A 25814-nucleotide genomic window follows, 5' to 3' on the forward strand; every position below is an offset into this window, starting at 1 on the left:
GATATGTTGTTACCCGAAACCTACAAAAAATTAGCCGGCGAGGGCCTTTGGCATAACAATGTCGTATTCGGCCAAAATCTGGCGCTTTGTCCGCTGTTGGCGGTGACGGGAACGGCAACCAACGGCTTGGGCATGGGACTTGCGACACTGGTTGTACTGGTTTGCTCGAACGGATTGGTGTCGCTCAACAGGCATCTGATTCCCGCGGAAGTCAGGATTCCGGTATTCGTATTGCTGATTGCCGCGTTGGTGACGCTGGTCGATATGACGATGAATGCCTGGCTCCATGAGATGCATAAAGTGCTGGGTTTATTCATCCCGCTGATCGTCACGAATTGCGCTATTTTGGGACGCGCCGAATCGTACGCATCGAAAAATCCGGTTGTCTTGTCGTTGTGGGACGGATTGATGATGGGTTTCGGTTTTACGCTCGTATTGGTTCTGCTGGGCGCGGTGCGCGAAATCATTTCGTCCGGAACTTTATTCGCGAATGCGTCTTTATTGCTAGGCGAATCTTTGGCGTTTCTGGAAACGACATTGATTCCTGATTACAAGGGGTTTTTGTTGACCGCCTTGCCGCCGGGCGGATTTATCGCCCTCGGCTTTATCATCGCCGGCAAGCGTCTGGTCGATAGGCGATTTGCCGCAAGAACAATCCGTGAAACGGCCGGACAAGCGTTGACGGAAAGTTAAGGAGCGCGATATGAATGTCGGAATTTGTTACGGGGACGCCGATCGGCAAACTTGGATGCGAATCGAGGTGCCGGGCGAGAGTACTATCGAGCAAGCGATCGCATTGTCGGGATTGTTGAAACAGTATCCGGAAATCGATTTAACGGTTCAAAAAGTCGGTATATTCGGCAAGATAGCTAAATTGGATACCGTCGTGAAAGACGGCGACCGCGTCGAAATCTACCGGCCGATCATCGCCGACCCGAAATTGGTCAAGCGGCGGAAGATATGAGCAGAGGCGCCAGTATCTGATTAGCTAACGGTTTTCTAAAAGGGGTCAGGTTACTTTTATTGGGATTAAAAGTAACCTGACCCCTTTTATACCTTTTATAACATCGATGACTTGGATTGTCCGATTAACCACATTGACAAAGAGGAACGATGTGACATTTACGACAAAAATCCCTTTCTATTCTTTTTAGTCTACTAAAAACAATAGGATAGAGTTTAATTTATGACTGGCACGAACTGTGCTATAAGCTTATTGACAATCATAAGCGAGGTGCCATTCATGGAATTGCCAGTACTCAACGAAACACCAGCAAGCAAAGGCGGATGCTCCGCCGGTTCTTGCGGTTCTACCGACGACCAGATGAACCATTTGTCCGAAGAGATTCGGGCCAAGGTGCAAAATCATCCTTGTTACTCCGAAGATGCCCATCATTATTTCGCGCGCATGCATGTTGCTGTTGCTCCTGCCTGTAATATTCAGTGCCATTACTGCAACCGCAAATACGATTGCGCGAACGAGTCGCGTCCCGGCGTTGTTTCCGAACTGCTGACACCGGACCAAGCCGTTAAGAAAACCATGGCGGTCGCGGCGAATATTCCGCAGATGACCGTGCTCGGTATCGCAGGGCCCGGCGATCCGCTCGCGAATCCGGAACGCACCTTCGACACATTTAGAAGGCTCAGCGAAGATGCGCCCGACATCAAACTCTGCGTATCGACCAACGGCTTGGCCTTGCCTGATTCGGTCGAAGAGCTATCCAAACACAACATCGATCATGTCACGATCACGATCAACTGCGTGGACCCCGAAATCGGCGCGAAGATCTATCCGTGGATCTTCTGGGAAAATCGGCGCATCAAGGGCAAGAAAGGCGCGAAGATTTTGATCGAGCAGCAGCAGAAGGGGCTCGAAATGCTCGTCGCGAAAGGCATTTTGGTCAAGGTCAATTCGGTGATGATTCCAGGCGTCAATGACAAGCACCTGGCCGAGGTCAGCAAGATCGTTAAGGCCAAGGGCGCGTTTTTACACAACGTGATGCCGTTGATCGCCGAAGCCGAGCACGGTACGTTCTACGGCGTGATGGGACAGCGCGGGCCGAACGCCGCTGAACTGCAGGATTTGCAGGACGAATGTTCCGGCGACATGAACATGATGCGCCATTGCCGCCAATGCCGGGCCGATGCGGTCGGATTGTTGGGCGAGGATAGAGGCGACGAGTTCACGCTAGACAAGATCGAAACGATGGAAATCGATTATCAGGCCGCGATGGAGAAGCGCAAGGTGATTCATCAGGCGATCGAAGCCGAAATGAACAGCAAACGCGAAGTGAAGGCCGAAAAAGCCGAACAATTCGCACAGGAAGACAAAATGACGACAAGGCCGGTGCTGATGGCGGTCGCGACCAGCGGGCAGGGCGTCATCAACGTACATTTCGGTCATGCGAAGGAGTTTCTGATCTACGAGGCTTCGCCGGACGGCGTGCGCTTCATCAGTCATCGCAAGGCCGATCAATACTGCGGCGGCGACACCACCTGCGGCGACGGCGAAACGGTGCTGCAGCGCACGATACATTCTTTGGAAGGCTGCGAGGCTGTCTTGTGTTCCAAGGTCGGTTACGAACCTTGGGAAATGCTCGAGCAGGCCGGCATCATGCCGAACGGCGAACATGCAATGGAGCCGATCGAAGATGCTGTGATGGCCGTTTATAAGGAAATGGCGCAAAGCGGCAAATTGGATGAAGCCGAGCAGGCCGAGCGAGCGGTTGCGTAGTGTCATGTCGGGTTACGGCTGACGCCTAACCCGACCTACTTTTTTCCACCGGAATAGCATCATGGCTCTAAAAATCATCGAATCCTGCGTCAATTGTTTTGCTTGCGAGCCGCTATGTCCGAGCAAAGCGATTTATGAAGCAAAACCCCATTTTTTGATAGATCCGAAAAAATGCACCGAATGCGAAGGCGATTTTTCGGTACCGCAATGCGCGAGTATTTGTCCGATCGAAGGGGCGATTCTCGATATGTTCGGCGAAGCATTGAATCCGCCCGGTTCGCTGACCGGCATACCTCCGGAGAAAATGGCCGAGGCGATGGCCGAATTACAGGCGCATTGAGGTGTGGGAGCGATGCCTGCATCGCGGCGATTGCGCTGGTTAAATCATTATTCGAGGAACTGCGAATGGCCTTGATCAATTTCTACGAGAAACCGGGCTGTCTCAATAATGTTCGGCAAAAACAGTTGTTGGTCCGGGCCGGGCATATGCTGATCGTCCATGATCTGTTGAGTCAATCCTGGGCCGATGAGCCGGAGAAACTGCTTTCTTTTTTCCGGAATAAACCGGTTTTCGACTGGTTCAATCCCAGTGCGCCGAAAATCAAACAAGGCTTGTTGAACCCGAACTCGATGACGGAGCTGGAAGCCATCAGTGCGATGGTTGACGACCCGATTTTGATCCGTCGGCCGTTGCTGGAATCGGGCGGCATCCGTATCGCCGGGTTCGATCCGGTTCTGATCGATACTTGGATTGGTTTAACGCCGGGTTCCGCCGAACGCGACTGGGAAACCTGTAACCGCAGCGAGACTAGCACCAGGTGCAAGCCGTGAACGAGGCCGAATTAATCGATAAGCAAGGATGTCCCAAAGCGGTCGAGTTGTCTGAGAGCGTGCATTGGATAGGGGCGTTAGACCCGAATCTTCGCACTTTCGACATCATCTTGAAAACCGCCAACGGCACGACCTACAACGCGTATGCGATTCGCGGCAGCGAGGGCGTTGCAGTTGTCGATACGGTCAAGGAAGGATTCGCCGATGATTTTTTCGCAAGACTTGAGAGCGTTGCCGATTACGACGAAATCAAAGTCATCGTGCTCAATCATCTGGAACCCGATCATACCGGCGCATTGCCGGAATTGATGCGGCGCGCGCCGGGGGCTCGCTTGTTCATTTCGCAAAAGGCCCAGGCGATGCTGAAAGCCCTGTTGAAACAAGACCAAATGAGCTACACGCCGGTCTTGACCGGCGACCGCGTATCGCTGGGTGACCGGACTTTGGAGTTTCTGCATACGCCTTATTTACACTGGCCCGATACGCAATGCACCTATTTGTCTGAAGAAAGAATGTTATTTTCCGGCGACGTATTCGGATGTCATTTTTGCGACAACAGGCTATTCAACGATCGGGCCGGCGATTTCCGTTTTTCGTTCGAATATTACTACGCGCACATCATGCGGCCATTCAAGGACTATGTCGTGCGCGCGCTGGATTTGATCGAGCCGTTGCCGATTTCTGTGATCGCTCCGACTCACGGCCCGATTTTGCGCGACCGGCCGGAACGTTATATCCGCCGTTACAGACAGCTGTCCGGGCCGTCGCTCGAAAGCGAAATCAGTCCGGAGCAAAAAACCTTGCTGATTTTTTATATCAGCTCCTACGGTAACACCCAGAGAATGGCCGAAGCCGTTTACAGTGGAGCGATGCAGGTGCAGGACGTCAGAGTGTCGCTTTACGATCTGGAAGGCGGCGAAATCGAACCGTTCGTCGATTTGATCGAAGAAGCCGACGGTTTGGTTTTCGGCACACCGACGATCAACGGCGATGCGGTCAAGCCGGTTTGGGATTTATTGTCGTCGCTGACCGTGATCAACATCAAGACCAAGCTCGGCGGCGTGTTCGGATCTTATGGCTGGACCGGCGAAGGTGTGCCATTGGTCGAGGACCGATTACGCGGTTTGAAGATGCGTGTACCGATCCCGGGGCTTCGCGTCAAATTGATTCCGACCGACGAAGAACTCGAAGCCTGCCGCGAATTCGGTCTGCAGCTCGCACAGGAATTGATGGGGTTGAGAGCGAGGAAAGTCATCGACATGGCTGACTTGGTATGAACGACAGGCGGTTCAACGATTGAGCCGGGACAAAAAAGAAAGAGGATATGCGGCATTTTTTTGATGGGCTCACTGTGCTTTGCCCATCCTACAATCAAACAATACTCACTACATTTAGGAGCAACAAAATGGCCAAATCGACCATTACATTCGAAGACATTAACGTAACTGTCACTGTGCCGGCCGGAACCCGTATTATCGAGGTTTCGGAAAAAGTCGGTTCCGGCATCACCTACGGTTGCCGCGAAGGCGATTGCGGCACCTGCATCATGAAAGTGACGAACGGGTGGAATCATTTGACCGAGCCTTCGGTACTGGAAGATAAGGTGCTGCGCGAAAACATGGCCGGCAAACATAACCGTCTGGCATGCCAGGCTCAGGCCTTGGGCGGCGAGATTTCGGTAAAACCTGTTTAAGAAATAAGAGGAGCTCATCATGGCATTAGTAACTTTCACGAATCCCGAATACCGCGACAAAACCGTCTACGCGGTGGCTGGTAGCCATACGCAAACCGTATTGAAGCTGGCACTCGAAAATAAGATACCGATTAATTTCGAATGCGAGGATGGCGAATGCGGTACCTGTCTGGTCAAAGTCAGCAGCATTGACGACAAACATCAGCGCATGGGCGGACCGTTGACGGACAAGGAAAAAATCTTGCTGCTCGAGCTGGGTAAGATCACGAAGGACCAAATTGAAACGATGCATGTCGACGACCTGCCGACCGATTGGCGCATGGCTTGCCAGATGATAGTCAGGGACGAGGATATTCGAGTCCAGTATTGATGCCTACGGCAAGCTTAGCTCCACGCGCCGGCTTTTACACGGTTCCGGACATGACCCGCCAACAGTTCTACCTGGATTTAACCGAACGTTCGAACCGTTCGCCGAACGCGCACTGGCTGGCGCAAATAATAGCCAGTTGGCGGGCCGGGGAGGGCGTTCTGCCCGATTTTTTGGGGCTTGAACCGGAACGATTCGACGAGTTGCTAAGCCGATGTTTTCCAGGGTGTTATGTCGAAAGACAAGCTCCGTCCGGAAAAACCCAAGATTTTAGCCGAATGTTAGAGCGGGAAGATCTGGAAAATCTATTAGCCGAACTTCGTTCTCCCGCCGTTGCCGAGTCCGAATGGATAGCCGCGATCATTGTCGCGGCGTGTCTCGGCAGCGATCACCTCTGGCAGGATTTGGGATTATGGTCGCGTAAGGAGCTATCGGCGCTGCTGGTACATAATTTCCCAGACCTCGCCGCACGTAACACCAAAGACATGAAATGGAAAAAATTTCTCTACAAGCAATTATGCGAGGCGGAGGGCTTATCTCTGTGCCGCGCGCCGTCCTGCGAAGTATGCGAGGATTACCGTCACTGTTTCGGGCCGGAGGACGAATAATTTTCGTAAATGGGGAATCGGCTGCGTAGCTGAAAGGTGCGCGATGCGCAGCCTAATGGCTGACCCAATTATCATAAAGTTACATGATAGGACCACGACAGCCTAAGGACTGAGCCGGATTTTGATGATTAGGCGGCCCCTGATTTTTAACGTTTCCAGCCTGCTTTTTAAGCCTATCTTGCAATTGTCAGTTGAACAGTCAACAATAGTTGGAGATGTCGATATATGAATACAAAACCCGAAGTCAATTCTCCTCCCGGTAACTGTTTATGAATCAACCCGCCTATCGTTTCGCCGTTTATGAAGACTTGTTTGATTTGCCCGATCATATAATCGGCGAAATTCTGCATGGTCAATTGATTACCCAGCCCCGTCCGGCACCTAAACACGCCCGAGCCGCCTCGATTATCGGCGGTGAAGTGATGGGGCCTTTCGATCAAGGCAAAGGAGGGCCGGGCGGATGGTGGATTTTAGATGAACCGGAGCTGCATTTGGGATCCCATATTTTGGTACCCGATCTCGCCGGATGGCGTAAAGAGCGAATGCCGCGATTTCCTGATGAGGCTTATTTCAGTCTCGCGCCCGATTGGGTTTGTGAAGTAATATCTCCTGGCACCGCGCGCACGGACCGAGTTGTCAAAATGCCGATATATGCGGAGGCGTCGGTGCAATGGTTGTGGTTGGTCGATCCCGATCTTCGGATATTGGAGGCATATCGCCTACTCGACGGACATTGGCTGTTGGAGCGCACTTGGCAAAACGACGATATCGTCAGTGCTCCACCGTTCGATGCGATCAACATGAACTTGGGTGATCTTTGGCTGCCGCAAGACTGAGTAGAGCAAAAGTAGGGCGTGTAAGACGCTTTATTGCAAGAAATAAAAGAGATACGGCCTCTTTATCGCTCAAAAATAGCATATAGGATGTGGTGAGGAACGAACCGCACTTGTGCCCTTTGGGTATCGGTCGCGATCGATAGGCATCGCTAATGCTCAATGCATTCTTCACGCTAAACGGTTGCGGCAGGCGCTCAATAAAGAACCTATCGGGATTGTTCAAGTGGGTGGATATTATTGGTGTGAACTATGCTGAATTGAGCCGCGCAGTAAAACAGGGGGAAAGGGAAGTGTTAATGTCAAACATAAGGCCCCAATTTTGTTGCTCGATTGACAGGTGTCGGCGGCAGGGCATATTTTTGCTCCTCGGCAATTGCTGAGTTACATGGATGTAATGAATGCAGAAAATGCAGGAGCATTTTTCTGCCCTGCATTGCCCTAATACACGCCATCTATGGCGTAATGCAAAATCTGCATTTATGCGCGAACATAGCCTTTGAAAAATAGGGGGGTAGGGGAGATTATTAAATTCCCCTCAATCATTCTTTTTTAATGATGGGAGGTCATCAATTACGCCGGAATTGCGGTAATTTGCCAACAGGGCTTGAATACTTGGCTTTAAAAACACTAAGCTGCCAATAAGACTCATAGCACTCGCAAGAGAAATTGCGTAGGAAAATGTACCTGAAAAATCAAATAGCAAACCTCCGCTTATAGGACCTGCAATGCCCGCTATTGCATATCCTAAAAATACATAAGGGTAAATAATGCCAAGATTCCTTACGCCAAATACCTGAGCTGTTTCTTTGGCAAAAAGTACAAAATTACCGCCAAAACTAAATCCTATTAAAAAAGAAATAACCAAATAAGATGTATTAGACAATGTAATGATATTCAACAGAATAATAGCTACAGATTGAAAAAATAGCGCTAAAAATATACTTAAACTTGCTCCTATAATGTCACTCAAAAATCCCCAAACAAGCCTTCCTGAAAAGTTTGCAACAGCAAATAATGAAACTCCTACAATCAAATAGTGAGTGTTAATATTGCTTTGTCCACCAATAATTTTTAAACTTCCAATTATGAGTAAGCCAGCAAATGTCCCAAAGAAAATTCCTATAAATAGCTTTCGGAAAATCGCTGATCTCCAAAAATCAACTGTACTGATTATTTTTTCATTGTCGATAAGAATATTTTGACAAATTAAATTTGACAACAAAAATATAACTACACCGTATGATATTCCTATTATTTCAAGCAGTTGTAAAACATCTTTTCCATTGGTCAAGATTGTTTCCGATATATCCGACATGAATACCGCACCTAATCCAAAACCTGCGGCTGATATGCCTGTAATTAGACCCTTTTTTTCAGGAAACCATTGAACTGGCGAAGTCAGCGCAACCCAATAACCGAAACCAGTCGCTATTCCAACCATAACTCCAATCCCGTAATCGTTTAGCCCCCCCCTGTTCCTATCACGCCAAAACCGGCATAGGCAAACGAGGGACGGGTTGGTTTTTACGGCGTTCGGCCAGTGTTTGAGCAATAAACTCCCAAGGATTCAGGTCTCTCAAACGCGCGGTATCAATCACGCTCGCCAGCAAGGCAACCACGCGACTGCCTTGTGCCGTCCGCGAACCGAAGGTGATTTTGCGCAGCAATACCCAGTGCCGCAAACTGCGTTCCGCCACGTTGTTGGTCAATGGATGCGCCGGCGTTTCGACCACGCGCACGATGGCCTCCCAATCGTTGAGAAATTCGCCGGCTAATTGTCGGCTGTCAACATGCGCGATGTCTCGGTGCGTCTCGCAGAGCGAGCGCAGCAAGGTCAGCAACTGTTGATTCTGCGCCCATAAAGGATTCGGCATCCGGCGGCGATTCGCGGAGTCGGTGGATGTTGCGCATCAACAGGATCATGGCCAATAACAAGGCTTCGCCGAAAGCTTGTCCTTCGCTATTCCAGGCACTGATACAGTGCTCGGGCCTTGCGCACCAAGTGCGCCCAACAGCGCAAGCGCCTAGGAAAGATGCGATAGACGCTGTAGCCGTCGGTCATCAGTAAGCCGCAAAACGCTTCCCCTAAGAGCTGGTTCACGACGAGACGATGGCGTTTGCCCACTTGATAAATCACCGTCTGTGGCCTGACAAAGACCCAGAGCCAAAATAACTGCCCGGCTTCTTTCCAGGGTGTTTCATCGATATGTAAGAGGCCGGCGGCCTTGAGTTCCGCGATCAACTGCTCGTCGACGACCCCGGCGCAACGGCACGTCCCGCTTCATGAATGCATTGATTGATGGTGCTGGTGCTGAGGTAGATTCCCAGCCAATCGCGCAAATAGGCTTGGATTCTGCTGCGCGATGCCCGTAGGGACAATGAGAGATAAACCAAAAAGCTAACCAACCGAGGGCCGCACAGATGCCATTCGCTCAGGGCTACGCTCCAGCCATCTTCGTCGGCGCCTCGCCCGGGCTCGGCNNGGGNTTGATGACCGCAGGGACAGGTCGCCGAGAAGTAGTCATGTCGGCTATGTTCGATTTGTAATTTCGGCGATTCGGCGTTGCCGATTTCAAGCTCCAGTTCGAACCGGGCGTTCCAGGGTCGGTAGTCGGTGTTGTCGGCAAACGATTGCCTACACGCGGCGCAGCAATCCGGGCGATGCTCAATTGTCCGTGTCACCGGTAAGGTCAGGTTGCGGCTATAGCCTGGGCTACCGACTTGGCGCCCGGCTTTTTTAGGCTTTCCGCTATCACCGGTCGCCGCCGGAGGTGTTGCCGAGTCCTGGCTAGGTAAGTCATCTGACGAAGACTCAGACGAATCCAGTGCCGACAAGTCGTCCGTTGCCGGCGCTTCTTCCGACGGTTCGGCGCTGGATTGATTCGATTGCCAAGGCTCCCGGGATGACGGCGGACGCGAACTCGTATCCGGGGATTGTTTGAGTCGTTCTCGGGCTTCTTTGAGATCCGCCAACAGTTGCTTACTCAATGGACGCAACTCACCCTCCGGCAAATCATCCAGATAGTCCGTGTCCATTTGGCTAAGGTCTCGGTCGCTCAACGTCATGTCCTATAGCTTTTCATGTTTTAACGGGAGATGCTACTTTTTTAGTGATGGGGGGCTAAACGATTACCCAATCCCTAACAAAATTAAGATAAAGCTTCCTTGAGAATAGCTTGCAATGAGATACCCGGAAAAAAATAATAAACCCGAAATGTAGCCTATATATCTAAACTTAATTTTTCTTGCTAACTGCCCAACAAAAATCATAGTTATAGGAAATACCGCGATAAGTGTTCCAAATATTATCTGAGACTGTAATAAAGAAAAGTTATATTTTTCAATTAGTTCAGCTGCAATTATGCTCCATGAGTATAAACTACCTATGCAAAGCATTATTATAAACGATGCAAAAACATTTAAATATTTTCTCATTGTTAAGGATTCCTCTATAAGCTAAAAAGCCTAATTAACTGACAAAACGTAAGGTAAGGTAAGGAATGTATTCAGATCATAGGCAACAACGTAATCGTTGTATATTGTGCTCCCCCCTTAAGGCCACTGCCATTAAGTTAAGGATTTTTCCGTTCGCCCTGAGCCTGTCGAAGGGTGAATGGAAAAATCCTGGGTCGATAAGTTAAGCCGTCCATGGTTCGACAGGGCTCTCCTGAGCGCAGCCGAAGGGCTCACCACGAACGGCTTAACTTAATGGCAGTGCCCCTTAAGGCACGAGAAATTTATTTATAGTTGAAAAATAAATGTGAGGCCACAACACAGGATATTTTGACCGACGAAAGCGAAAATTCCTATGAATTAACCGCAGCTAATTGATACGCTTTTTGATGACTTTTTGCAAGAACTCCCAGCAAATTTACAGTAGCAGGCCTATGAATTAAAGGCGTTTGCACGGGCGAGGAAAATTCGATCACCGCTGCAGTGATTGCAATTAATATTGTTGTTTTGCGGACTAGACTTGTCGTTGCGCAGTTGCGCCGGCGAAATTGACAAACTACAGCGCTACTTGAGCGTCATGGCGATGACCAAACGGCTAGCAACCTGCGTATCGTGGATCAATTCGTTATTGCAAACACGTGTGAAGAAGCCGCTTTCATCTTCAACGCTACAAAAATTCGGAGGATAAGCATCGCATTTCATTTCATGAAGCTTCCATCTGCGCAACGCTTTTAAAGGAAATTTTGTAAAACATGCCATCTTAGCCAATAAGACCTCGATAGCTTTTCTTGTTACCCAACCCTTCCTGACTTCCAATCATCCGAACCGCTCCAAAAAGCTTCTATTGTCGTAAATGCGACAAAGCAAAATTCACAACAAATCAGATAAATCAATAATTTAAAAATTGGCACATATTTTGCTTAATGTCCAGTAACCCTACTTAGAAGCGTGCCATGAAATCGACCAAAGACATTGCCGAATTGCTGGACGAGCCGGCTTGCGAACACAACAAGAAGGAGAAGTCCGGCTGCGCGAAACCGAAACCCGGTTCGGCGGCGGGCGGTTGTGCGTTCGACGGCGCTCAGATCGCGTTGCTGCCGATCGCAGATGTCGCGCATATCGTGCACGGGCCGATCGCCTGCGCCGGCAGTTCTTGGGACAACCGGGGCACGCGTTCGTCGGGTTCGGATTTGTACCGCTACGGCATGACGACTGACCTGACCGAGCAGGATGTGATCATGGGGCGTTCGGAAAAACGTTTGTTTCATTCGATCAAACAGGCGATCGACAGTTACGATCCGCCGGCGGTCTTCATCTATAACACCTGCGTGCCGGCTCTGGTCGGCGACGATATCGGCGCGATTTGCAAACAGGCCGAACAGCGCTGGGGCGTGACGGTCGTGCCGATCGATTGCGCCGGTTTCTACGGCACGAAGAATCTCGGCAACCGTATCGCCGGCGATGCGATGGTCAATCATGTGATCGGCACGCGCGACCCGGATTTGTTGCCGGAAGGCAGCGCAAGACCCGGCATCCGGGTGCACGACGTCAATCTGGTCGGCGAATACAACATCGCCGGCGAATTCTGGCATGTGCTGCCGCTGCTCGACGAGCTCGGTTTGCGCGTGTTGTGTACCTTATCCGGCGATGCGCGTTTCCGCGAGGTGCAGACGATGCACAAGGCCGAAGTGAATATGATGGTGTGTTCGAAGGCGATGGTCAACGTCGCGCGCAAATTGCAACAGAAATACGGTACGCCGTGGTTCGAAGGCAGCTTTTACGGCATCACTGACACGAGCCTAGCCCTGCGCGATTTCGCGCGCGTGATCGGCGACTCCGATTTGACCGAACGCACCGAAGCGTTAATCGCCCGCGAGGAAACTCGTATCCGCAAGGCGTTGGAGCCGTGGCGCGAAAGACTGGCCGGCAAGCGAGTGCTGCTGTTCACCGGCGGCGTTAAGAGCTGGTCGGTGATTTCGGCATTGCAGGATTTGGGCATGGTCGTCGTCGCGACGGGCACGAAAAAGTCGACCGAGGAGGACAAGGCGCGCATCCGCGAATTGATGGGCGAGGATACCGTGATGATCGAGGACGGCAGCCCGAAAGCCTTGCTGAAGATCGTCCGCGATTACCAGGCCGATATTCTGATCGCCGGCGGCCGGAACATGTATACCGCATTGAAGGCGCGCGTGCCGTTTCTGGATATCAACCAGGAGCGGGAATTCGGCTACGAAGGCTATCAAGGGATGCTGGAGTTGGTCCGGCAATTGGCGCTGACGATCGAGAGTCCGGTTTGGCCGGCCGTTAGGGCGCCTGCGCCTTGGAAAGTAGAGTGCGCATCGCGCACCATATCAGCCTCCAAGATTGAAAAGGTACGCCTTGCGTACCCTTCGGCGGAGTAAGCGCGATGGCCGAGATACTCAAACGCAACAAGGCGCTGTCGGTCAATCCGCTGAAAGCCAGTCAGCCGATCGGGGGTTCGTTGGCGACGCTCGGCTTCGACCGCGCGATTCCGATGCTGCACGGCTCGCAAGGCTGCACGGCCTTCGCGAAGGTGTTTTTCGTGCGTCATTTCCGCGAACCGATTCCGTTGCAGACGACTGCGATGGATCAGGGTAGTTCGGTGATGGGCGCCGACGAAAACGTCGTCGAAGGCTTGAAGGCGATCGCCGATAAATCGAACCCGGCATTGATCACCGTGCTGACGACCGGTCTCGCCGAAACGCAGGGCGCCGACGTACACCGTAACGTTCGCGAATTCCGCGCCAAATATCCCGAATACGATCATGTCGCGGTCGTCGCGGTCAACACCCCGGATTTCACCGGCTGCGTCGAAACGGGTTATGCCGCGACCTTGACCGAAATCGTCCGCACGCAGGTGCCCGAGGCCGCAGAGGCCGGTACAAAGCCGGGCACCCGCAAACGGCAAGTCAACGTCTTGGCCGGTCCGATGCTGACGCCGGGCGATCTCGAAGCCTTGCGCGATTTGATCGAGCAATTCCAATTACGTCCGGTTTTTGTGCCGGATATTTCCGATTCTCTGGACGGCGTGCTGACCGATCTGGATTTCTCTCCGGTTACGATCGGCGGTACGCCGCTGTCGGAAATGGCGGCCTTGGGCGAAGCGACTGCCACGCTCGTGATCGGCGCATCGCTGAAAAAAGCAGGCGAATTGCTGCAGCAGAAAACCGGCGTCGCGAGTTTTTATTTCGATCATTTGTACGGACTTCAGGCGAACGACGCATTGATCGTAACCTTGAGCGAAATCGCCGGGCTCGACGTACCCGAGCGCATCGAACGGCAGCGCGCGCAGCTTCAGGATGCGATGCTCGACACGCATTTCATGCTCGGGCAGCTCCGCGTCGCGATCGCTGCCGATCCGGATCAGCTTAACGCGTTCGTCGACCTGATCGCCGAAATGGGCGGCGAAATCGTCGCGGCGGTCAGCGCGGCCAATGCCCCGGTGCTGGGCCGAACGAAAACGGACGCCATCAAAATCGGCGATCTCGAAGATCTCGAAGCGATCGCAAAGGAACGCCGTGCGCAACTGTTGATCGGCAATTCGCATGCGGTCTCGGCCGCCGAGCGGCTCGGCATTCCGATCTTGCGCGCAGGTTTCCCGCTGTACGACATCATCGGCGGATATCAGAAAACCTGGATCGGTTATCGCGGTACACGCCAAACCTTGTTCGATCTGGCCAATCTGGTCATCAATTTCGCGCATGAGGAAATCGAGCCGTATTACTCGATCTATGCGCAGAAACCCGAAACCGAACGCCGCCGGACCGCTTGATCATGTCTGTGACCCGGCGCATGCATATCGTACAACCTTTGGAACAGAGGATGCCCATGGATTCCGCGATCAAAATCGCTTTCGCGACGACCGATATGAACACGGTCAATCAACATTTCGGCTCGTCTAAATCGTTCGCGGTCTATGCGGTCGACCCGGACCGCAGCGAATTATTGGAAGCCGCGCAGTTCGGCGATCTCGCGCAGGACGGTAACGAAGACAAATTGTCGGTCAAGATGCAGATGCTTGAAGGCTGCGCCGCAGTGTATTGCCAGGCGGTTGGGGCGTCGGCGATCAAGCAATTGGTCGCGCACGGCATCCAACCGGTCAAGGTGCACGAAGGCAGCCGCATCGTTGATTTGATCGCCGACCTGCAGAACGAATTGAAATCGGGATCGTCCAGTTGGCTCGCGAAGGCGATCAATAAGGCTAAAGGTTTCGATCCTTCGCGCTTCGACGCTATGGAAGAGGAGGGCTGGTCGGAATGAGTAGGATACGCGAGTTCCCAAGGGTTTCGATTGTTTCAAATTTCAAGAAAGGTACGCGATGCGTGCCCTACGGCTTTTATAAATCATAGAGGACACACCATGAACCAAGCAGCAATGGCCATCGAAGAGAATGATCCCTTCATGAGCTCGGATTTCGTCGCGGAAATGCTCAAACAATTGCGCGCGCTCGATACTTACGACACCTATGATGGCTGGTCCGAGGAAAAAATTATCGACCCGTTGATCCTAACCAAGGAGCGCAAGCGCGAAATCCCGATCGTCGGCGACCCTGACGAGACCACCGTGGCTCGCATCAAATCTTATTACAACGCGATCGCGTCGTTGATCGAAAAGAAATGCGGGCTGATGGCCGTGCCGTTCGTCAATCTGACGCACGAAGGTTTCGGCCGGGCGCTGGTGATGGTCGGCAAGTTGATCGTGGTCGACAAAACCTTGCGCGATGTGCACCGCTGGGGGTTTCCGAGCTTGGAAGCGTTGTGCGAGCAAAGCGAAAAACAGATCGACAAGGCGCTGGAATTGATCGAGCAATACAAAGAAGTCGCCGAAAGCTGAGGAGATCGACATGACAGCCGAAGACATCAAGCAACTGGAAAAACAAGTCAAGAAAACCAAACGTTTGGCCGGCGAACAAGCCATGGAGCTGCACGATTTGATCGAGGACCGTTTGCCCGACGCTTATCAGGAATTGATGGGCGTCGCCCAGGCAACTTATGAAGCGTGCAAGGCTTGGGACGAAGCCAATCAAAAACTGCTCGCCGCGCAGGCGGAAACCGCATAGGTGGCGTCATGGCGGAATTGGTAACCGGGGTAACATTCGGCGGGACGGTTTGGACGCCTTCCTATGTCAACGATTTGAATCAGCGCACCTGCATCGGCTGCGGGCGTTGTTTCAAGGTTTGTCCGCGCGATGTCTTCGATTTGGTCGAGAAAGACGAGGCGCTCGATCCGGAAGATTTCGACGACGATTACGGCGATTTCGAGGACGACGACGATAACAGCATGGTAATGAGCATCAAGAATGCGGACGATTGCATCGGTTGCGAGGCCTGTTCGAGAGTCTGTCCGAAAAGTTGCTTTACCCACCAGCATAAGGAAGCGGCCTGATAGCGGCCTAGAGAGGTTTTATGTTCAAACTGAAATCCGGACAGTTGCTTGCCGCGATATCCTTCGCGGCATTCGCACTGTTAATGGTGTATTTGATCGTCAGCGATTTGCATCTTGCCGGCCCCTATTAACCCGGAGAAAACCATGAGTTTTTTAGAAGAAATCGAAGAGCTGGAATCGGCCGAAGATTTTTTACAGTATTTCGAACTGGAATACGAGCCGTCGATCGTTCATGTCAATCGTCTTCATATTCTGCAGCGTTTTCACGACTATCTGGCTCAGGCCGAGAACAAGTTGCCTGAAGACGAAGGCGCTTTACGGGCGGTTTACAAGCAATTATTACTACGCGCCTATCACGATTTTGTCGAATCCGACGCGCAGACCGAAAAGGTCTTCAAGGTCTTTAAGATGGGCGAGCCGCAAACGGTGTTCGTGCCCTTGGGCGACATCCAATTATGATCGAGGAGCGTTTCGACGAAGAACGCTTCGACTTCGGCGAAGCGGTGCGGGTGACGCGGAACGTGCGTAACGACGGCACCTATCCGGGTATGGCGATCGGCGAATTGCTGGTACGGCGCGGCAGCGTCGGTCATGTCATCGAAATGGGCACGTTTCTGCAGGACCAGGTGATTTACACGGTGCATTTTCTTGACCAGGGCCGCATGGTCGGCTGCCGCGCCGAGGAATTGGTTCCGGCCGACGCACCCTGGAATCCGAGCCGCTTCGAGTTTCGCGACAAGGTCGTGAGTACGATCGACTTGGGTATTCAGGGGGAAATTGTCGCTGAGCAGGGACAGGAGGGTGAAATTCTCAAAGTACTGAGGGATTTCAAGCCGATTCAATATTATGTCCGCTTCCCCGGCAGAACGCTGCAAGTACCCGAAACCGTCTTGCAACCGGCCCATCCGGAAGCCTTCGTCGAACCGGAGGATTGATATGAACGCAATTGCCGAAACCATCGCTAAAGTCGAGCCCTATACGCTGTTGCGAGCGTCTCTGGCCCTGTTCAAAAAGCCGCCTGCCGAACTCGATGCCGGACAGTTGCAACGAGTCGAAAGACAGGCGCGGAGCGAATTCGATATCGAATCGCGCGTGTTGCGTTCGAACGAGGCCGCGGGCGTGATCGTCACCGATGAGGAACTGGATGCGGCATACCTGGAGGTGCGCGGCCGGTTCGACGATGACGGCGAATTCGATGCGGCGCTCGCCAGGAACGGACTCGATGCCGAGCGCTTGCGCGCGGCCTTATATCGGCAATGCAAGGTCAATACGGTTATGGAAAAAGTCGCTTCCCGTTCGCCCGAGGTCAGTGAGGTCGAGATCGGTATTTATTATCACACCCATCCCGACAAATTCAATTTGCCGGAGCGCCGAGCGGTGCGTCATATCCTGATCACGGTCAATCCGGAATATGCCGAAAACAGCCGCGAGAAGTCGCTGCAACGCATTCAGGAACTACAGTTCAAACTGCAACGCAAGCCTCATAAATTCGAGGATTTGGCGTTGAAACATTCCGAATGTCCGACCTCGCTGCAAGGCGGAATGCTCGGTGTGTTCGCGCGGGGTACGTTGTATCCCGAAATCGACGAAGCGCTGTTTGCAATGAAAAAAAACGACATCAGCGGCATCGTCGAAACCGAACTCGGCTTCCATTTGCTCCAGTGCGTCGAGATTCATAAGGCGGAAACGCTGTCGCTGCACAAGGCGGCGCCGAAGATCCGGCAGGTTATGCAGGAACGTTACCGGCGCAATTGCCAAAGGTCCTGGTTGGCCGGGCTTTCTCGGGAATAGTCGATAGTGAATAGTGAATAGTGAATGGTGAATAGGGAACAGAGAGCAGAGAGCAGATAATAATGAATAGTTCGCTGTTTCCCAAACTCCGGTTTGGGAAACCCTTCACGCAAGCTCTTGCTTGCCGGTTTTGAGAAGCAAGAGCTCATACGCATAAGATGAGCATTGCGGATAGGGGGCTTCGATCAAAGTCATGGTTGTTGAGCTTCAATGGCTTCGATAGTCGCGACGAGGGCGACGCTCCCACTTGGGATTTGAATACTCTGTGGGAGCGATCCCCAGATCGCGATTTCGAAGCCGGGTGCGTTAGATGACAGTGTGCTATCAACGATTGATGTATAGGTTATCGTTTGCGATACGAATCCGGGAAACCTTAAGACAAGCGGAGCATTTATGCAAAAAACCAATAAGATATGTTCTTTTTGCGGGGTCGAGGCATCGGTCGACGTACCGTTGATCGCTGGCAACGACGGGCAGATTTGCGAAGCTTGCGTAATCTTGGCGAATCAGGTCGTTTCAAGCTGGGGAAAGAAAAAGCAATTGGCCGAAATGCATGGCCCTTTGCCGAAACCGGCCGAAATCAAGCAACTGCTCGACGACTACATTATCGGGCAGGATCTCGCGAAAGAGATTCTGGCCGTTGCGGTCTACAACCATTACAAGCGCTTGAAGCACGAAAGTTCACAAATCGGCGGATTGGGCGCTTCCGACGACGGCGTCGAAATCGGCAAGTCCAACATTTTGCTGATCGGGCCTTCCGGAACCGGTAAAACACTACTGGCCAGTACGCTGGCCAAGATCGTCGGTGTGCCGTTTGTAGTTGCCGACGCGACGACGCTGACTCAAGCCGGTTATGTCGGCGATGATGTCGAAAACATCCTGGTGCGTTTGCTCGATGTTGCCGACGGCCATATCGGCAAGGCGGAATGGGGCATCGTGTATTTGGACGAAGTCGACAAGATCGCTCGTAGCCCTGAACAGGCCTTCGGCACTCGGGATGTTTCGGGCGAAGGCGTGCAACAAGCGCTATTGCGCCTGGTCGAAGGCTCGCATGTCAAAGTTCCGAACAAAGGGCGGCGTAAGGACGGCAACACTGCCGATTCGGTCATCGTCGATACGCGCAACATCTTGTTCATCGCCGGAGGCGCGTTTCCGGGACTCGAAAAGCACGTCGAGAAACGCCTGGTGCCGGCGAATACCGCAATCGGTTTTCATCGCGAAATAGGCCGGTCCGAACAAAAGCCGGATATTGAAGTTTTGCTCAATGCGACCGAACCAGACGATCTAAAACGCTTCGGCTTGATCCCGGAATTCATCGGGCGTTTTCCGGTATTGGCTCCCTTGGAACCGCTCGACGTCGATGCGCTGATTCAAATCCTGACCGAACCGAAAAATGCGCTGGTCAAACAATATCAGCACTTGTTTGCCTATGACGGCGTCAGTCTCGAATTCACGCCGGATGCATTGGTGGAAATCGCCGAAAAAGCGATCGTACGAAATACCGGGGCTCGAGGCTTGCGGAGCATCATGGAGACGATTTTGCGCAAGGCGATGTTCGAATTACCGACTCGTGAAGATATTGAGATCTGCATCGTCGATGCGGAAGTCGTTAAGAACGGCGCGCCGCTCAGGTTGATCGAACATGACCAAGAATCGCCATTGCAAAAACAGGCCGGGGCAGGGTGACCCCGCAAAACAGTATTGTTTCGAAATCGCGACCGACGCTATTGTGGGAGCGATCCCCTGATCGCGATATCGAAGTCGAAAACGTCAGGTGACAATTAATGATATCGAAGTCACATTGGCTAAGATGGCAAGACTGTTTCTACAGTTTAACTATAACTCTGAGTACAGAGCTTGGGAATTGATCTCTCCCTTTTTCTGGGAGAATACTGGGTTAAGGGGCGTCAACAACCTACGTTTTTTCGAGCCCACTCTTAAAAATTCGGCCTGATGGCCTTTCCACATTTATCATTAAGAGACAGTAAAAATGAGCACCGAAGACAAAATACGCAAGCAACTAGCCGAAAATCCTATCATCCTCTACATGAAAGGCGTTCCAACCGCTCCGGAATGCGGGTTTTCTGCGAAAACGGTCGGAATTTTAAACGCAACCGGAATTCCGTTCGCCTATGTTAATGTCCTGGCAGCGCCATTCATCCGCGAAAAACTGCCGAAAATTTCCCATTGGCCAACCTATCCGCAATTGTTCGTTAACGGCGAGCTGGTCGGCGGTTGCGATATCGTCGAAGCGATGCATAACGATGGCAGTTTGTTACTCTTATTGCAAAACACGTCGGTAAAAACGGAGTCGACGGCAGCGGCCGGTGATGCGATAACGCACGTTGAAGTCGAAAGCCTGATCAAAAATAGTTTTCCCGATGCGGTCATCGAGATCGATGGCGAAGGCTGTAATCTGTCGATTACTGTGGTCAGCGAGGCGTTTTTAGATTTGCCGTTGGTCAAGCAACAACAGGGTGTCATGGCGGCCTTGGCCGGCGTCTTGGCATCGGGCCGTTTGCATGCGGTATCGATGAAGACTTTTACGCCCGAGCAACGGCGGGAGCAAGCCGAAACCCCTGCTTCCGGTTTACTGCAAATTCAAGCGTGAGTAATTACCAATGGCCAAAGTAGGTATATTTTTCGGAACAGATACCGGCAGGACGAGAATGATCGCGAAAACGATCGCGAAAAAAATCGGCCCCTGTACCGCAAAGCCGGTCAATATTCGAACGGCTATCGTGGAAGATTTGCTTGATTACGATGTATTGATATTGGGCACACCGACCTATGGAGAAGGTGAGCTACCCGGCAAATCGACCGGTAATCAAACCGAAAGTTGGGAAGAGTTTTTGCCGAAATTGAACGGGCATGATTTCAACGGTAAAAAAGTGGCGCTTTACGGATTGGGTAACCAAAAAAGTTACGGCAAAAATTTTGGCAGCGCCGTACGTTATTTGTACGATGCTTTTGCCTCACGCGGCGCTGAGATCATCGGCGGAGCATGGGATACCGGGAATTATCAATTCACTTATTCGAAAGCGGTCATCGACGATAAATTTGTCGGGCTCATTTTGGATGAGGAAACGCAGAAAGAACTCACCGACGAGCGTTTAGACAAATGGCTGGAAGGCATTCGGCCGGTTTGGGCCTAGGCCTGGAGAACTCGGACTGCTGCGCCGTATCTCTTTTTAATAACCTCTGGCCTGATGTTTGCTGTAATGGAAAGCGGAGGTGAACACTGTGGCTATAAGAAGAGTTCCAGAGCCTATTTGTCAGGGATTTCAAATTCCGGAATTAGGAAAGTATTCTTTTAATATCAAATATCGAGGGAAAGCGTGCAGCGCCGTTCTGATTCGTTTTAACGGAGCGGTATACGGCTATTTGAATCAATGCGTACATATGCCGAGGGCATTAGATTGCGAGGAAAGTAACATTTTTGATGAGTCTGGACGCTATTTGCAGTGTTCCATGCACAGTATTTGCTATGACCCGGTTAGCGGTGAATAGTTAAGTGAAATATGTGCAGGCAAAAAGTTGACGGCATTAAAGGTCAGGGAAGAGGGAAGCTGGGTGTATTTGCTTGATAGAAGAGCGATTATGGAGAGAAAATCAATTTAACCGGATAGAAAAGTGCTCTATTAGGTCATGTGAAAACCACAGGGCTAGGTCTTGTTTTTTGCAAATGCGTATTTGCTTAAACGACACCTGATGCAATTTCCAAAACCTGATACCAATCATCCAATATTTCAATTCCATAGTATCATTTCAGATGCGGATATTGACACTATTATTCATGAGCTTCAAAAGCGTAAGCACATAAAAATTGAGCAAAATTGTGTCCGTTATCTATAATCGACTAAGTTTGAGCATTGAGGTAAGTTATCTTCGTCCTTAATCAACCGCATCATTAACTGAGAGATCCTACGATTCTAGACCCCTTTTTTCTTTTTTTTGCCCCTTTTTTTTCGATAATTTCAGCTGCCGACACAACTGGGAGCGACCATGGCGGTTTTAAAGCGACGTTTGTTGTGGATATCTTTGGTGGCGCACACATTGGGCATTGTCTCTTCGGTCGATGCACTCATGTCGACGCGCACAGCGCCGGGCGCAGTGGCCTGGATAGTGTCTCTAAACACCTTTCCGTATGTGTCTGTTCCCGCCTATTGGGTTTTTGGCGACAATCGTTTTAGTGGGTATGTGATCGGGCGCAAAGAGGTCGATAGTCGTTTGCATCGCGAACTTGCTCAAAAAATGTCATTGGTCGAGCAATATGCGGCACCATTTCCATCGGCCCAACAAAGTTTTGAGGTAATGGAGCGCTTGGCCAAGATGCCGCTGCTGAGAGGCAATAATGTTGAGTTACTTATTGATGGCGAGACAACTTTTGCCAGTATTTTTGCCGGTATTGATGCCGCAGAGCACTATTTGCTGGTGCAGTTTTATATAGTACGCGACGACGTCTTGGGGTTAGAGCTGAAACACCGCCTTGCGGCACGGGCCCGCGATGGTGTTAAGGTATATTTCCTTTATGACGAAATTGGCAGTTACCTGCTGCCGCGTCGCTATTTGGACGATCTACGCGACGCAGGCGTTTTGGTGCGGTCGTTTCACTCTAGCCAGGGTTCAGGCAATCGCTTCCAATTGAATTTTCGTAATCACCGCAAAATCGTTATCGCCGATGGGCGCTTTGGATGGGTCGGGGGGTTGAATGTCGGCGATGAATATCTCGGACAAGATCCACGCATAGCTGCTTGGCGCGATACACATCTAAAAATTGAAGGGCCTGCAGTGTTCAGTTTACAACTGCCTTACTTAGAAGACTGGCACTGGTCGAGTGGCGATATTCTGGAATTAGATTGGCAGCCGCAATCCGCCGCGAATAATGGTGTGCCCATATTAATATTGCCTAGTGGACCTGCGGATCGTTTTGAAACCGCAAGTTTAATGGTACAGCACGCGCTGGCCACGGCCCGCCGACGTGCGTGGATCAGCAGTCCTTATTTCGTGCCGGATGAAGGCGTGCAGTCCGCTCTTAAACTGGCAGCTTTACGCGGTGTGGATGTCCGCGTGTTAATTCCCGAACGCCCAGACAATATCTTGACCTACTTGGCCGCCTTCGCATTTACCCAACCCCTGCTGGAAGCCGGTGTGAAAATATACCGCTACAAAGCCGGTTTTTTGCACACTAAAACGCTGCTAGTGGACGAGGGCGCGTCGTCGGTGGGCACAGTGAATTTGGACAATCGCTCATTTCGACTTAATTTTGAAATCAGCGCTTGGGTGTTCGATGAGACCTTTGCACAGCGTATGGGAACGGTATTTGAGCAGGATTTCGCTAACTCACGAGAAATGTCGACCACTGATATTCTCAACCAACCCTGGTGGTTTAAGGTCGCCTCACGAGCGGCTTATTTGGCTGCGCCAGTGTTGTGATCCGTGCAAAAAAAAGAGGCAGGATAATGGGTGTGGCCCAGCTATTCAGAATTAGAATTGCTGATGTATGTTAGTAAATCCAGAACAGAACAACGGGGTCAAGAACAACGGGGTCCGGCAAAACAGGCCTGCCCCCCCTTTCTTTATGTCGCCCGCTCCGAATCCGCCCTATGATTTTTCGGTTTTGCCGGGAGATAGGGCGCCGGAATGAGTCAACCCACTAGACTTGATAGGGATCGGCAACCCAGTCGCGCAGCACTGCTTCGTCGCGTTGCGGCAGATAGGCGAAGTCGCCGCTGATGTCCTGAAAGACCGCTTGCGCACAGTATGGCGACACGAGTTTGCCTTTGACCATGTAAAAGAACCAGGCGAAAGGATAACCGGCTTGCCGGTCGAATCGGGTCAGCAGTCCATTCAGGGTATTGCCTTTTTTGCCGGCCAGGTCTTCGAGATAGGGCAGGCGGTTTTGCCGGATATTGATGATTTCGGCGTTGACGATCTGCTCGCCGAAGCGGCCGGTATGTTGCGACGGTCGGATTAGCCAGTCTTCGCAGAAGCGGTGTTTTTGTCCGGCGCTGCTGCGGTTCCAATCGTCCAAGAAACGTCGCACCGGATGTTCGACGGCATGATGTTGATCGATCGCTTCGATGAACAGGGGCATGTCGGTCTTGCGACGGTAGGCATAGCGAGTCGCCCCGACCGAGACGCTTTCGACCGTAGTCGGATTCAGCGGGTCGATGATCTCGTCCAAGTCTTCCGGCGCTTCGTTTTCGTTGACGAGCAGGCGGTCGTACACTTCCCTGGTCTTGTCGATTTCGATCAGCGTGAAGTCCTCGGCGCGGCTTCCTGTTTGCACGACGAAATACAGCGATCGTCCGGACTGGCGCGTCGCGATCAAATTTCGTTCGCGGGCATGATCGACCAGTGTTTGCAAATCACGGCCGCATTCGATATAAGTGCGCTCGCTCCATTCGATCAAATCGTGAGCGATGCGCTGGCCATCGCGGTCGACGACGCCGCCGATCCGATACCATTCTTCGCCGATCCAGGACAGCCGAACAGGATAGGCGGGCAGCAACGACTGCAATGTTTTCAACAAGGATTCGTCGTTTTGTCCCGGAATCAGTTTCTTGCAACAGTCGGCCAGTATCCGGCCGGCAATCAACGAGGGCGATTCATTCATTGTCGGCTCCATCGGAAGCAGAAATATGCAGGCGCTTTCGCGCCAGTTCGCGCACGTCCGGCTCGGGATCGTCGCAGAGCGCCGACAGGTCGGCAGGATCGGCGCGTAGCGCGGCGGTATAGCGCACCAGCCAATCGTCGTCGCTCAGCAGCGATGCCAGGTCATGCGGTGGCATGCGTTCAGCCAATACGCGCCGGACTTCGGGAGCCGGGTCATTGATCATCAAGCCCAGACTGACTTCGGGCAAGCGTTCGGCGACGAGTTGACGTACTTTTGGGTCTACATCCTTGATTAGACGGAACAGCCGGCCCGGCGACAATCGTTTCGCGACCGTTAACCGGACTATGTAATCCGGGTCGTCGGCCAATCGTTCCAGATGTTCCAGATCGATGCGGTCGGCGACGGTCATACGCACCTCGCGGTCGGGATCATCGAGCAACGGCGCCAATTGTTGAGACGGCAGACGATATGCGACAGCGCGGCGGACGACTTCGTCCTCGTCGTCGATCAGATCGGTTAGGGCTTTGATCGGTGCGTAACGTACTGCGATCGCGCGCCGTTCCCAGAATGGGTCGTGCAAGAACTGCTCGGCATAGTGCGGATTGATGCGGAAGAAGCGGTCGATCTGCCGGCCGCTTTCGACCAGGACGCAGGTGTCGCCCGGCATGCAGCGACCTCTCAACAGCGTTTTGCCTCGGAACGGGCACAGGCTGCAATCGGCGATCGGCGTCGTAACGGGGTTGGGCTGATCGGACATCGCATCGCCTCAGTCGTTGATGATTTCGGCGACGACGAAACCGGAAGCCTGTTCGTAGTTTTGCGTCAGACACAAACAATGGTCGCGGCCGTCGACCAGATACAGATTGAAACCGGGGCATTCCAACACCGGTTCGTGGTTCGGGATGTCGTCGTCGATGCAATAGGTGAAATGAATACCGGGATGATCGGCCCTAAGCCGGCCGATCACGGTTTCATCGATGCCGAGGCTTTCGACCGTTGCGGCGATCGTGTCGGCCAGTTCTTGCGTGACCATCGCTCAAGCCGGCAAAGGCAGGATGCAATTATCGACCGGACACACCCGGACGCATTGCGGTTTGTCGAAATCGCCTTCGCATTCGGTACAGGTCTTTTTGTCGATCTCGAACACGATCTTGCCTTCCGTGATCGAATTGGTCGGACAGACCGGTTCGCAATCGCCGCAGGATATACATTCGTCGGCAACAATATATAAAGCCATGACAGCCTCCTTATAAACGTTTCGCTTGTAGAGTCGTCGGAATCTTAGGCGCGGGCGACAGCGGTTCGAAGTAATAACGCGAACCGTCGCCTAACACCACTTCGCCGCCCCATTTTTCGGGCGCGTCGAATTCCAGCGACTCGATGGTTTCTTCCAGATCTTTCTTCGCGACATAAAACAGCAGTTTGCCGTCGTCGCGTTTTCTGAGCATGACGCTGGGCATAGGGTTCTCCAATCAA

Annotated in this window: 33 protein-coding genes; 24 read left to right on the forward strand and 9 right to left on the reverse strand. The window is 52.1% G+C overall.

What is annotated here, in order from left to right; translation table 11 throughout:
- The first annotated feature begins 3 nt into the window (after positions 1 to 3).
- The 10 genes from METBU_RS0120390 to METBU_RS0120435 all read left to right on the forward strand — a co-directional run bounded on the left by METBU_RS0120390 (position 4) and on the right by METBU_RS0120435 (position 7069).
- Positions 4 to 693 carry an electron transport complex subunit E gene (locus METBU_RS0120390; protein ID WP_017842381.1) on the forward strand — a complete coding sequence of 230 codons (690 nt, stop codon included), beginning with the start codon at positions 4 to 6 and terminating at the stop codon, positions 691 to 693.
- A 10-nt stretch (positions 694 to 703) separates the two neighbouring features.
- Complete coding sequence (locus METBU_RS0120395; protein WP_017842382.1) at positions 704 to 964, forward strand: RnfH family protein; 261 nt, start codon at positions 704 to 706, stop codon at positions 962 to 964.
- 279 nt (positions 965 to 1243) lie between these two features.
- Positions 1244 to 2734, forward strand: coding sequence for a nitrogenase cofactor biosynthesis protein NifB (gene nifB, locus METBU_RS0120400; RefSeq protein ID WP_017842383.1), 1491 nt, complete (start codon positions 1244 to 1246; stop codon positions 2732 to 2734).
- Positions 2735 to 2795: 61 nt separating this feature from the next.
- Positions 2796 to 3074, forward strand: a complete 279-nt coding sequence (locus tag METBU_RS0120405) for a 4Fe-4S dicluster domain-containing protein (protein WP_017842384.1) — start codon at positions 2796 to 2798, stop codon at positions 3072 to 3074.
- 65 nt (positions 3075 to 3139) lie between these two features.
- The gene (locus tag METBU_RS0120410; RefSeq protein WP_026130353.1) at positions 3140 to 3565 is read left to right on the forward strand and encodes an ArsC/Spx/MgsR family protein; all 426 of its coding nucleotides are present in this window, start codon (positions 3140 to 3142) and stop codon (positions 3563 to 3565) included.
- Entirely contained in the window at positions 3553 to 4842 is a 1290-nt protein-coding gene (locus METBU_RS0120415) for an FprA family A-type flavoprotein (RefSeq protein ID WP_017842386.1), read from the forward strand. Before METBU_RS0120410 ends, METBU_RS0120415 begins: the two co-directional genes overlap by 13 nt.
- 128 nt (positions 4843 to 4970) lie before the next feature.
- Positions 4971 to 5258, forward strand: coding sequence for a 2Fe-2S iron-sulfur cluster-binding protein (locus METBU_RS0120420; protein ID WP_017842387.1), 288 nt, complete (start codon positions 4971 to 4973; stop codon positions 5256 to 5258).
- Between the two features lie 19 nt (positions 5259 to 5277).
- Positions 5278 to 5628, forward strand: coding sequence for a 2Fe-2S iron-sulfur cluster-binding protein (locus METBU_RS0120425; RefSeq protein ID WP_017842388.1), 351 nt, complete (start codon positions 5278 to 5280; stop codon positions 5626 to 5628).
- Complete coding sequence (locus METBU_RS0120430; RefSeq protein ID WP_017842389.1) at positions 5628 to 6233, forward strand: nitrogen fixation protein NifQ; 606 nt, start codon at positions 5628 to 5630, stop codon at positions 6231 to 6233. The genes METBU_RS0120425 and METBU_RS0120430 overlap by 1 nt, the downstream gene beginning before the upstream one ends.
- A 269-nt stretch (positions 6234 to 6502) precedes the next feature.
- Positions 6503 to 7069, forward strand: coding sequence for a Uma2 family endonuclease (locus METBU_RS0120435; protein WP_017842390.1), 567 nt, complete (start codon positions 6503 to 6505; stop codon positions 7067 to 7069).
- 535 nt (positions 7070 to 7604) lie between these two features.
- On the opposite strand, the gene METBU_RS24855 is transcribed toward METBU_RS0120435, so the two are convergent.
- The 4 genes from METBU_RS24855 to METBU_RS0120460 all read right to left on the reverse strand — a co-directional run bounded on the left by METBU_RS24855 (position 7605) and on the right by METBU_RS0120460 (position 10504).
- Positions 7605 to 8510: an MFS transporter gene (locus tag METBU_RS24855; protein ID WP_017842391.1), complete on the reverse strand. Its 906-nt coding sequence runs from the start codon at positions 8508 to 8510 to the stop codon at positions 7605 to 7607.
- Between the two features lie 40 nt (positions 8511 to 8550).
- Positions 8551 to 8943 (reverse strand): IS66 family transposase, encoded by a 393-nt coding sequence (locus tag METBU_RS29090; RefSeq protein ID WP_026130355.1) that lies wholly within the window; start codon positions 8941 to 8943, stop codon positions 8551 to 8553.
- An 86-nt stretch (positions 8944 to 9029) separates the two neighbouring features.
- The gene (locus METBU_RS29095; RefSeq protein ID WP_026130356.1) at positions 9030 to 9311 is read right to left on the reverse strand and encodes an IS66 family transposase; all 282 of its coding nucleotides are present in this window, start codon (positions 9309 to 9311) and stop codon (positions 9030 to 9032) included.
- An 887-nt stretch (positions 9312 to 10198) separates the two neighbouring features.
- The gene (locus METBU_RS0120460; protein ID WP_017842392.1) at positions 10199 to 10504 is read right to left on the reverse strand and encodes an MFS transporter; all 306 of its coding nucleotides are present in this window, start codon (positions 10502 to 10504) and stop codon (positions 10199 to 10201) included.
- A gap of 971 nt (positions 10505 to 11475) precedes the next feature.
- On the opposite strand from METBU_RS0120460, the gene nifE reads away from it, so the two are divergent.
- The 14 genes from nifE to cls all read left to right on the forward strand — a co-directional run bounded on the left by nifE (position 11476) and on the right by cls (position 23155).
- Positions 11476 to 12924, forward strand: coding sequence for a nitrogenase iron-molybdenum cofactor biosynthesis protein NifE (nifE, locus tag METBU_RS0120470; RefSeq protein WP_017842394.1), 1449 nt, complete (start codon positions 11476 to 11478; stop codon positions 12922 to 12924).
- Positions 12925 to 12929: 5 nt separating this feature from the next.
- Positions 12930 to 14315 (forward strand): nitrogenase iron-molybdenum cofactor biosynthesis protein NifN, encoded by a 1386-nt coding sequence (gene nifN / locus METBU_RS0120475; RefSeq protein WP_017842395.1) that lies wholly within the window; start codon positions 12930 to 12932, stop codon positions 14313 to 14315.
- A 56-nt stretch (positions 14316 to 14371) separates the two neighbouring features.
- Complete coding sequence (locus METBU_RS0120480; protein ID WP_017842396.1) at positions 14372 to 14803, forward strand: NifB/NifX family molybdenum-iron cluster-binding protein; 432 nt, start codon at positions 14372 to 14374, stop codon at positions 14801 to 14803.
- Positions 14804 to 14902: 99 nt separating this feature from the next.
- A complete protein-coding gene (locus tag METBU_RS0120485; protein WP_017842397.1) occupies positions 14903 to 15376 on the forward strand; it encodes a NifX-associated nitrogen fixation protein in 474 nt (157 codons plus the stop codon).
- Between the two features lie 10 nt (positions 15377 to 15386).
- The gene (locus METBU_RS0120490) at positions 15387 to 15602 is read left to right on the forward strand and encodes a CCE_0567 family metalloprotein (RefSeq protein WP_017842398.1); all 216 of its coding nucleotides are present in this window, start codon (positions 15387 to 15389) and stop codon (positions 15600 to 15602) included.
- A gap of 8 nt (positions 15603 to 15610) precedes the next feature.
- A complete protein-coding gene (fdxB, locus tag METBU_RS0120495; protein WP_017842399.1) occupies positions 15611 to 15928 on the forward strand; it encodes a ferredoxin III, nif-specific in 318 nt (105 codons plus the stop codon).
- Between the two features lie 144 nt (positions 15929 to 16072).
- Entirely contained in the window at positions 16073 to 16387 is a 315-nt protein-coding gene (gene nifW, locus METBU_RS0120505) for a nitrogenase-stabilizing/protective protein NifW (RefSeq protein WP_017842401.1), read from the forward strand.
- Positions 16384 to 16863, forward strand: coding sequence for a nitrogen fixation protein NifZ (locus METBU_RS0120510; protein ID WP_017842402.1), 480 nt, complete (start codon positions 16384 to 16386; stop codon positions 16861 to 16863). Before nifW ends, METBU_RS0120510 begins: the two co-directional genes overlap by 4 nt.
- 1 nt (position 16864) lies before the next feature.
- A complete protein-coding gene (gene nifM / locus METBU_RS0120515; RefSeq protein WP_017842403.1) occupies positions 16865 to 17719 on the forward strand; it encodes a nitrogen fixation protein NifM in 855 nt (284 codons plus the stop codon).
- A gap of 393 nt (positions 17720 to 18112) precedes the next feature.
- Complete coding sequence (gene clpX, locus METBU_RS0120525; protein ID WP_017842404.1) at positions 18113 to 19405, forward strand: ATP-dependent Clp protease ATP-binding subunit ClpX; 1293 nt, start codon at positions 18113 to 18115, stop codon at positions 19403 to 19405.
- A gap of 304 nt (positions 19406 to 19709) precedes the next feature.
- Entirely contained in the window at positions 19710 to 20330 is a 621-nt protein-coding gene (gene grxD / locus METBU_RS29160; protein WP_017842405.1) for a Grx4 family monothiol glutaredoxin, read from the forward strand.
- A 10-nt stretch (positions 20331 to 20340) separates the two neighbouring features.
- Entirely contained in the window at positions 20341 to 20874 is a 534-nt protein-coding gene (locus METBU_RS0120535) for a flavodoxin (protein ID WP_026130359.1), read from the forward strand.
- A gap of 88 nt (positions 20875 to 20962) precedes the next feature.
- Complete coding sequence (locus METBU_RS29280; protein ID WP_201764877.1) at positions 20963 to 21229, forward strand: Rieske (2Fe-2S) protein; 267 nt, start codon at positions 20963 to 20965, stop codon at positions 21227 to 21229.
- A 495-nt stretch (positions 21230 to 21724) separates the two neighbouring features.
- Positions 21725 to 23155: a cardiolipin synthase gene (gene cls, locus METBU_RS0120540; protein WP_017842407.1), complete on the forward strand. Its 1431-nt coding sequence runs from the start codon at positions 21725 to 21727 to the stop codon at positions 23153 to 23155.
- Positions 23156 to 23375: 220 nt separating this feature from the next.
- Here cls and METBU_RS0120545 read toward each other — a convergent pair whose 3' ends face one another.
- The 5 genes from METBU_RS0120545 to nifT are packed head-to-tail and all read right to left on the reverse strand — an operon-like array spanning position 23376 to position 25798.
- Entirely contained in the window at positions 23376 to 24338 is a 963-nt protein-coding gene (locus tag METBU_RS0120545) for a hypothetical protein (protein ID WP_017842408.1), read from the reverse strand.
- On the reverse strand, positions 24331 to 25095 hold the full coding sequence (locus METBU_RS0120550) for a 4Fe4S-binding leucine-rich repeat protein (RefSeq protein WP_017842409.1): 765 nt from the start codon (positions 25093 to 25095) through the stop codon (positions 24331 to 24333). The genes METBU_RS0120545 and METBU_RS0120550 overlap by 8 nt, the downstream gene beginning before the upstream one ends.
- Before the next feature lie 9 nt (positions 25096 to 25104).
- A complete protein-coding gene (locus METBU_RS0120555; protein WP_017842410.1) occupies positions 25105 to 25371 on the reverse strand; it encodes a DUF6129 family protein in 267 nt (88 codons plus the stop codon).
- A gap of 3 nt (positions 25372 to 25374) precedes the next feature.
- Entirely contained in the window at positions 25375 to 25575 is a 201-nt protein-coding gene (locus tag METBU_RS0120560; protein ID WP_017842411.1) for a 4Fe-4S dicluster domain-containing protein, read from the reverse strand.
- A 10-nt stretch (positions 25576 to 25585) separates the two neighbouring features.
- The gene (gene nifT / locus METBU_RS0120565; RefSeq protein ID WP_017842412.1) at positions 25586 to 25798 is read right to left on the reverse strand and encodes a putative nitrogen fixation protein NifT; all 213 of its coding nucleotides are present in this window, start codon (positions 25796 to 25798) and stop codon (positions 25586 to 25588) included.
- Positions 25799 to 25814: the final 16 nt, after the last annotated feature.

Source organism: Methylotuvimicrobium buryatense 5G, assembly GCF_000341735.1.
GTDB classification, from domain to species: Bacteria; Pseudomonadota; Gammaproteobacteria; order Methylococcales; family Methylomonadaceae; genus Methylotuvimicrobium; species Methylotuvimicrobium buryatense.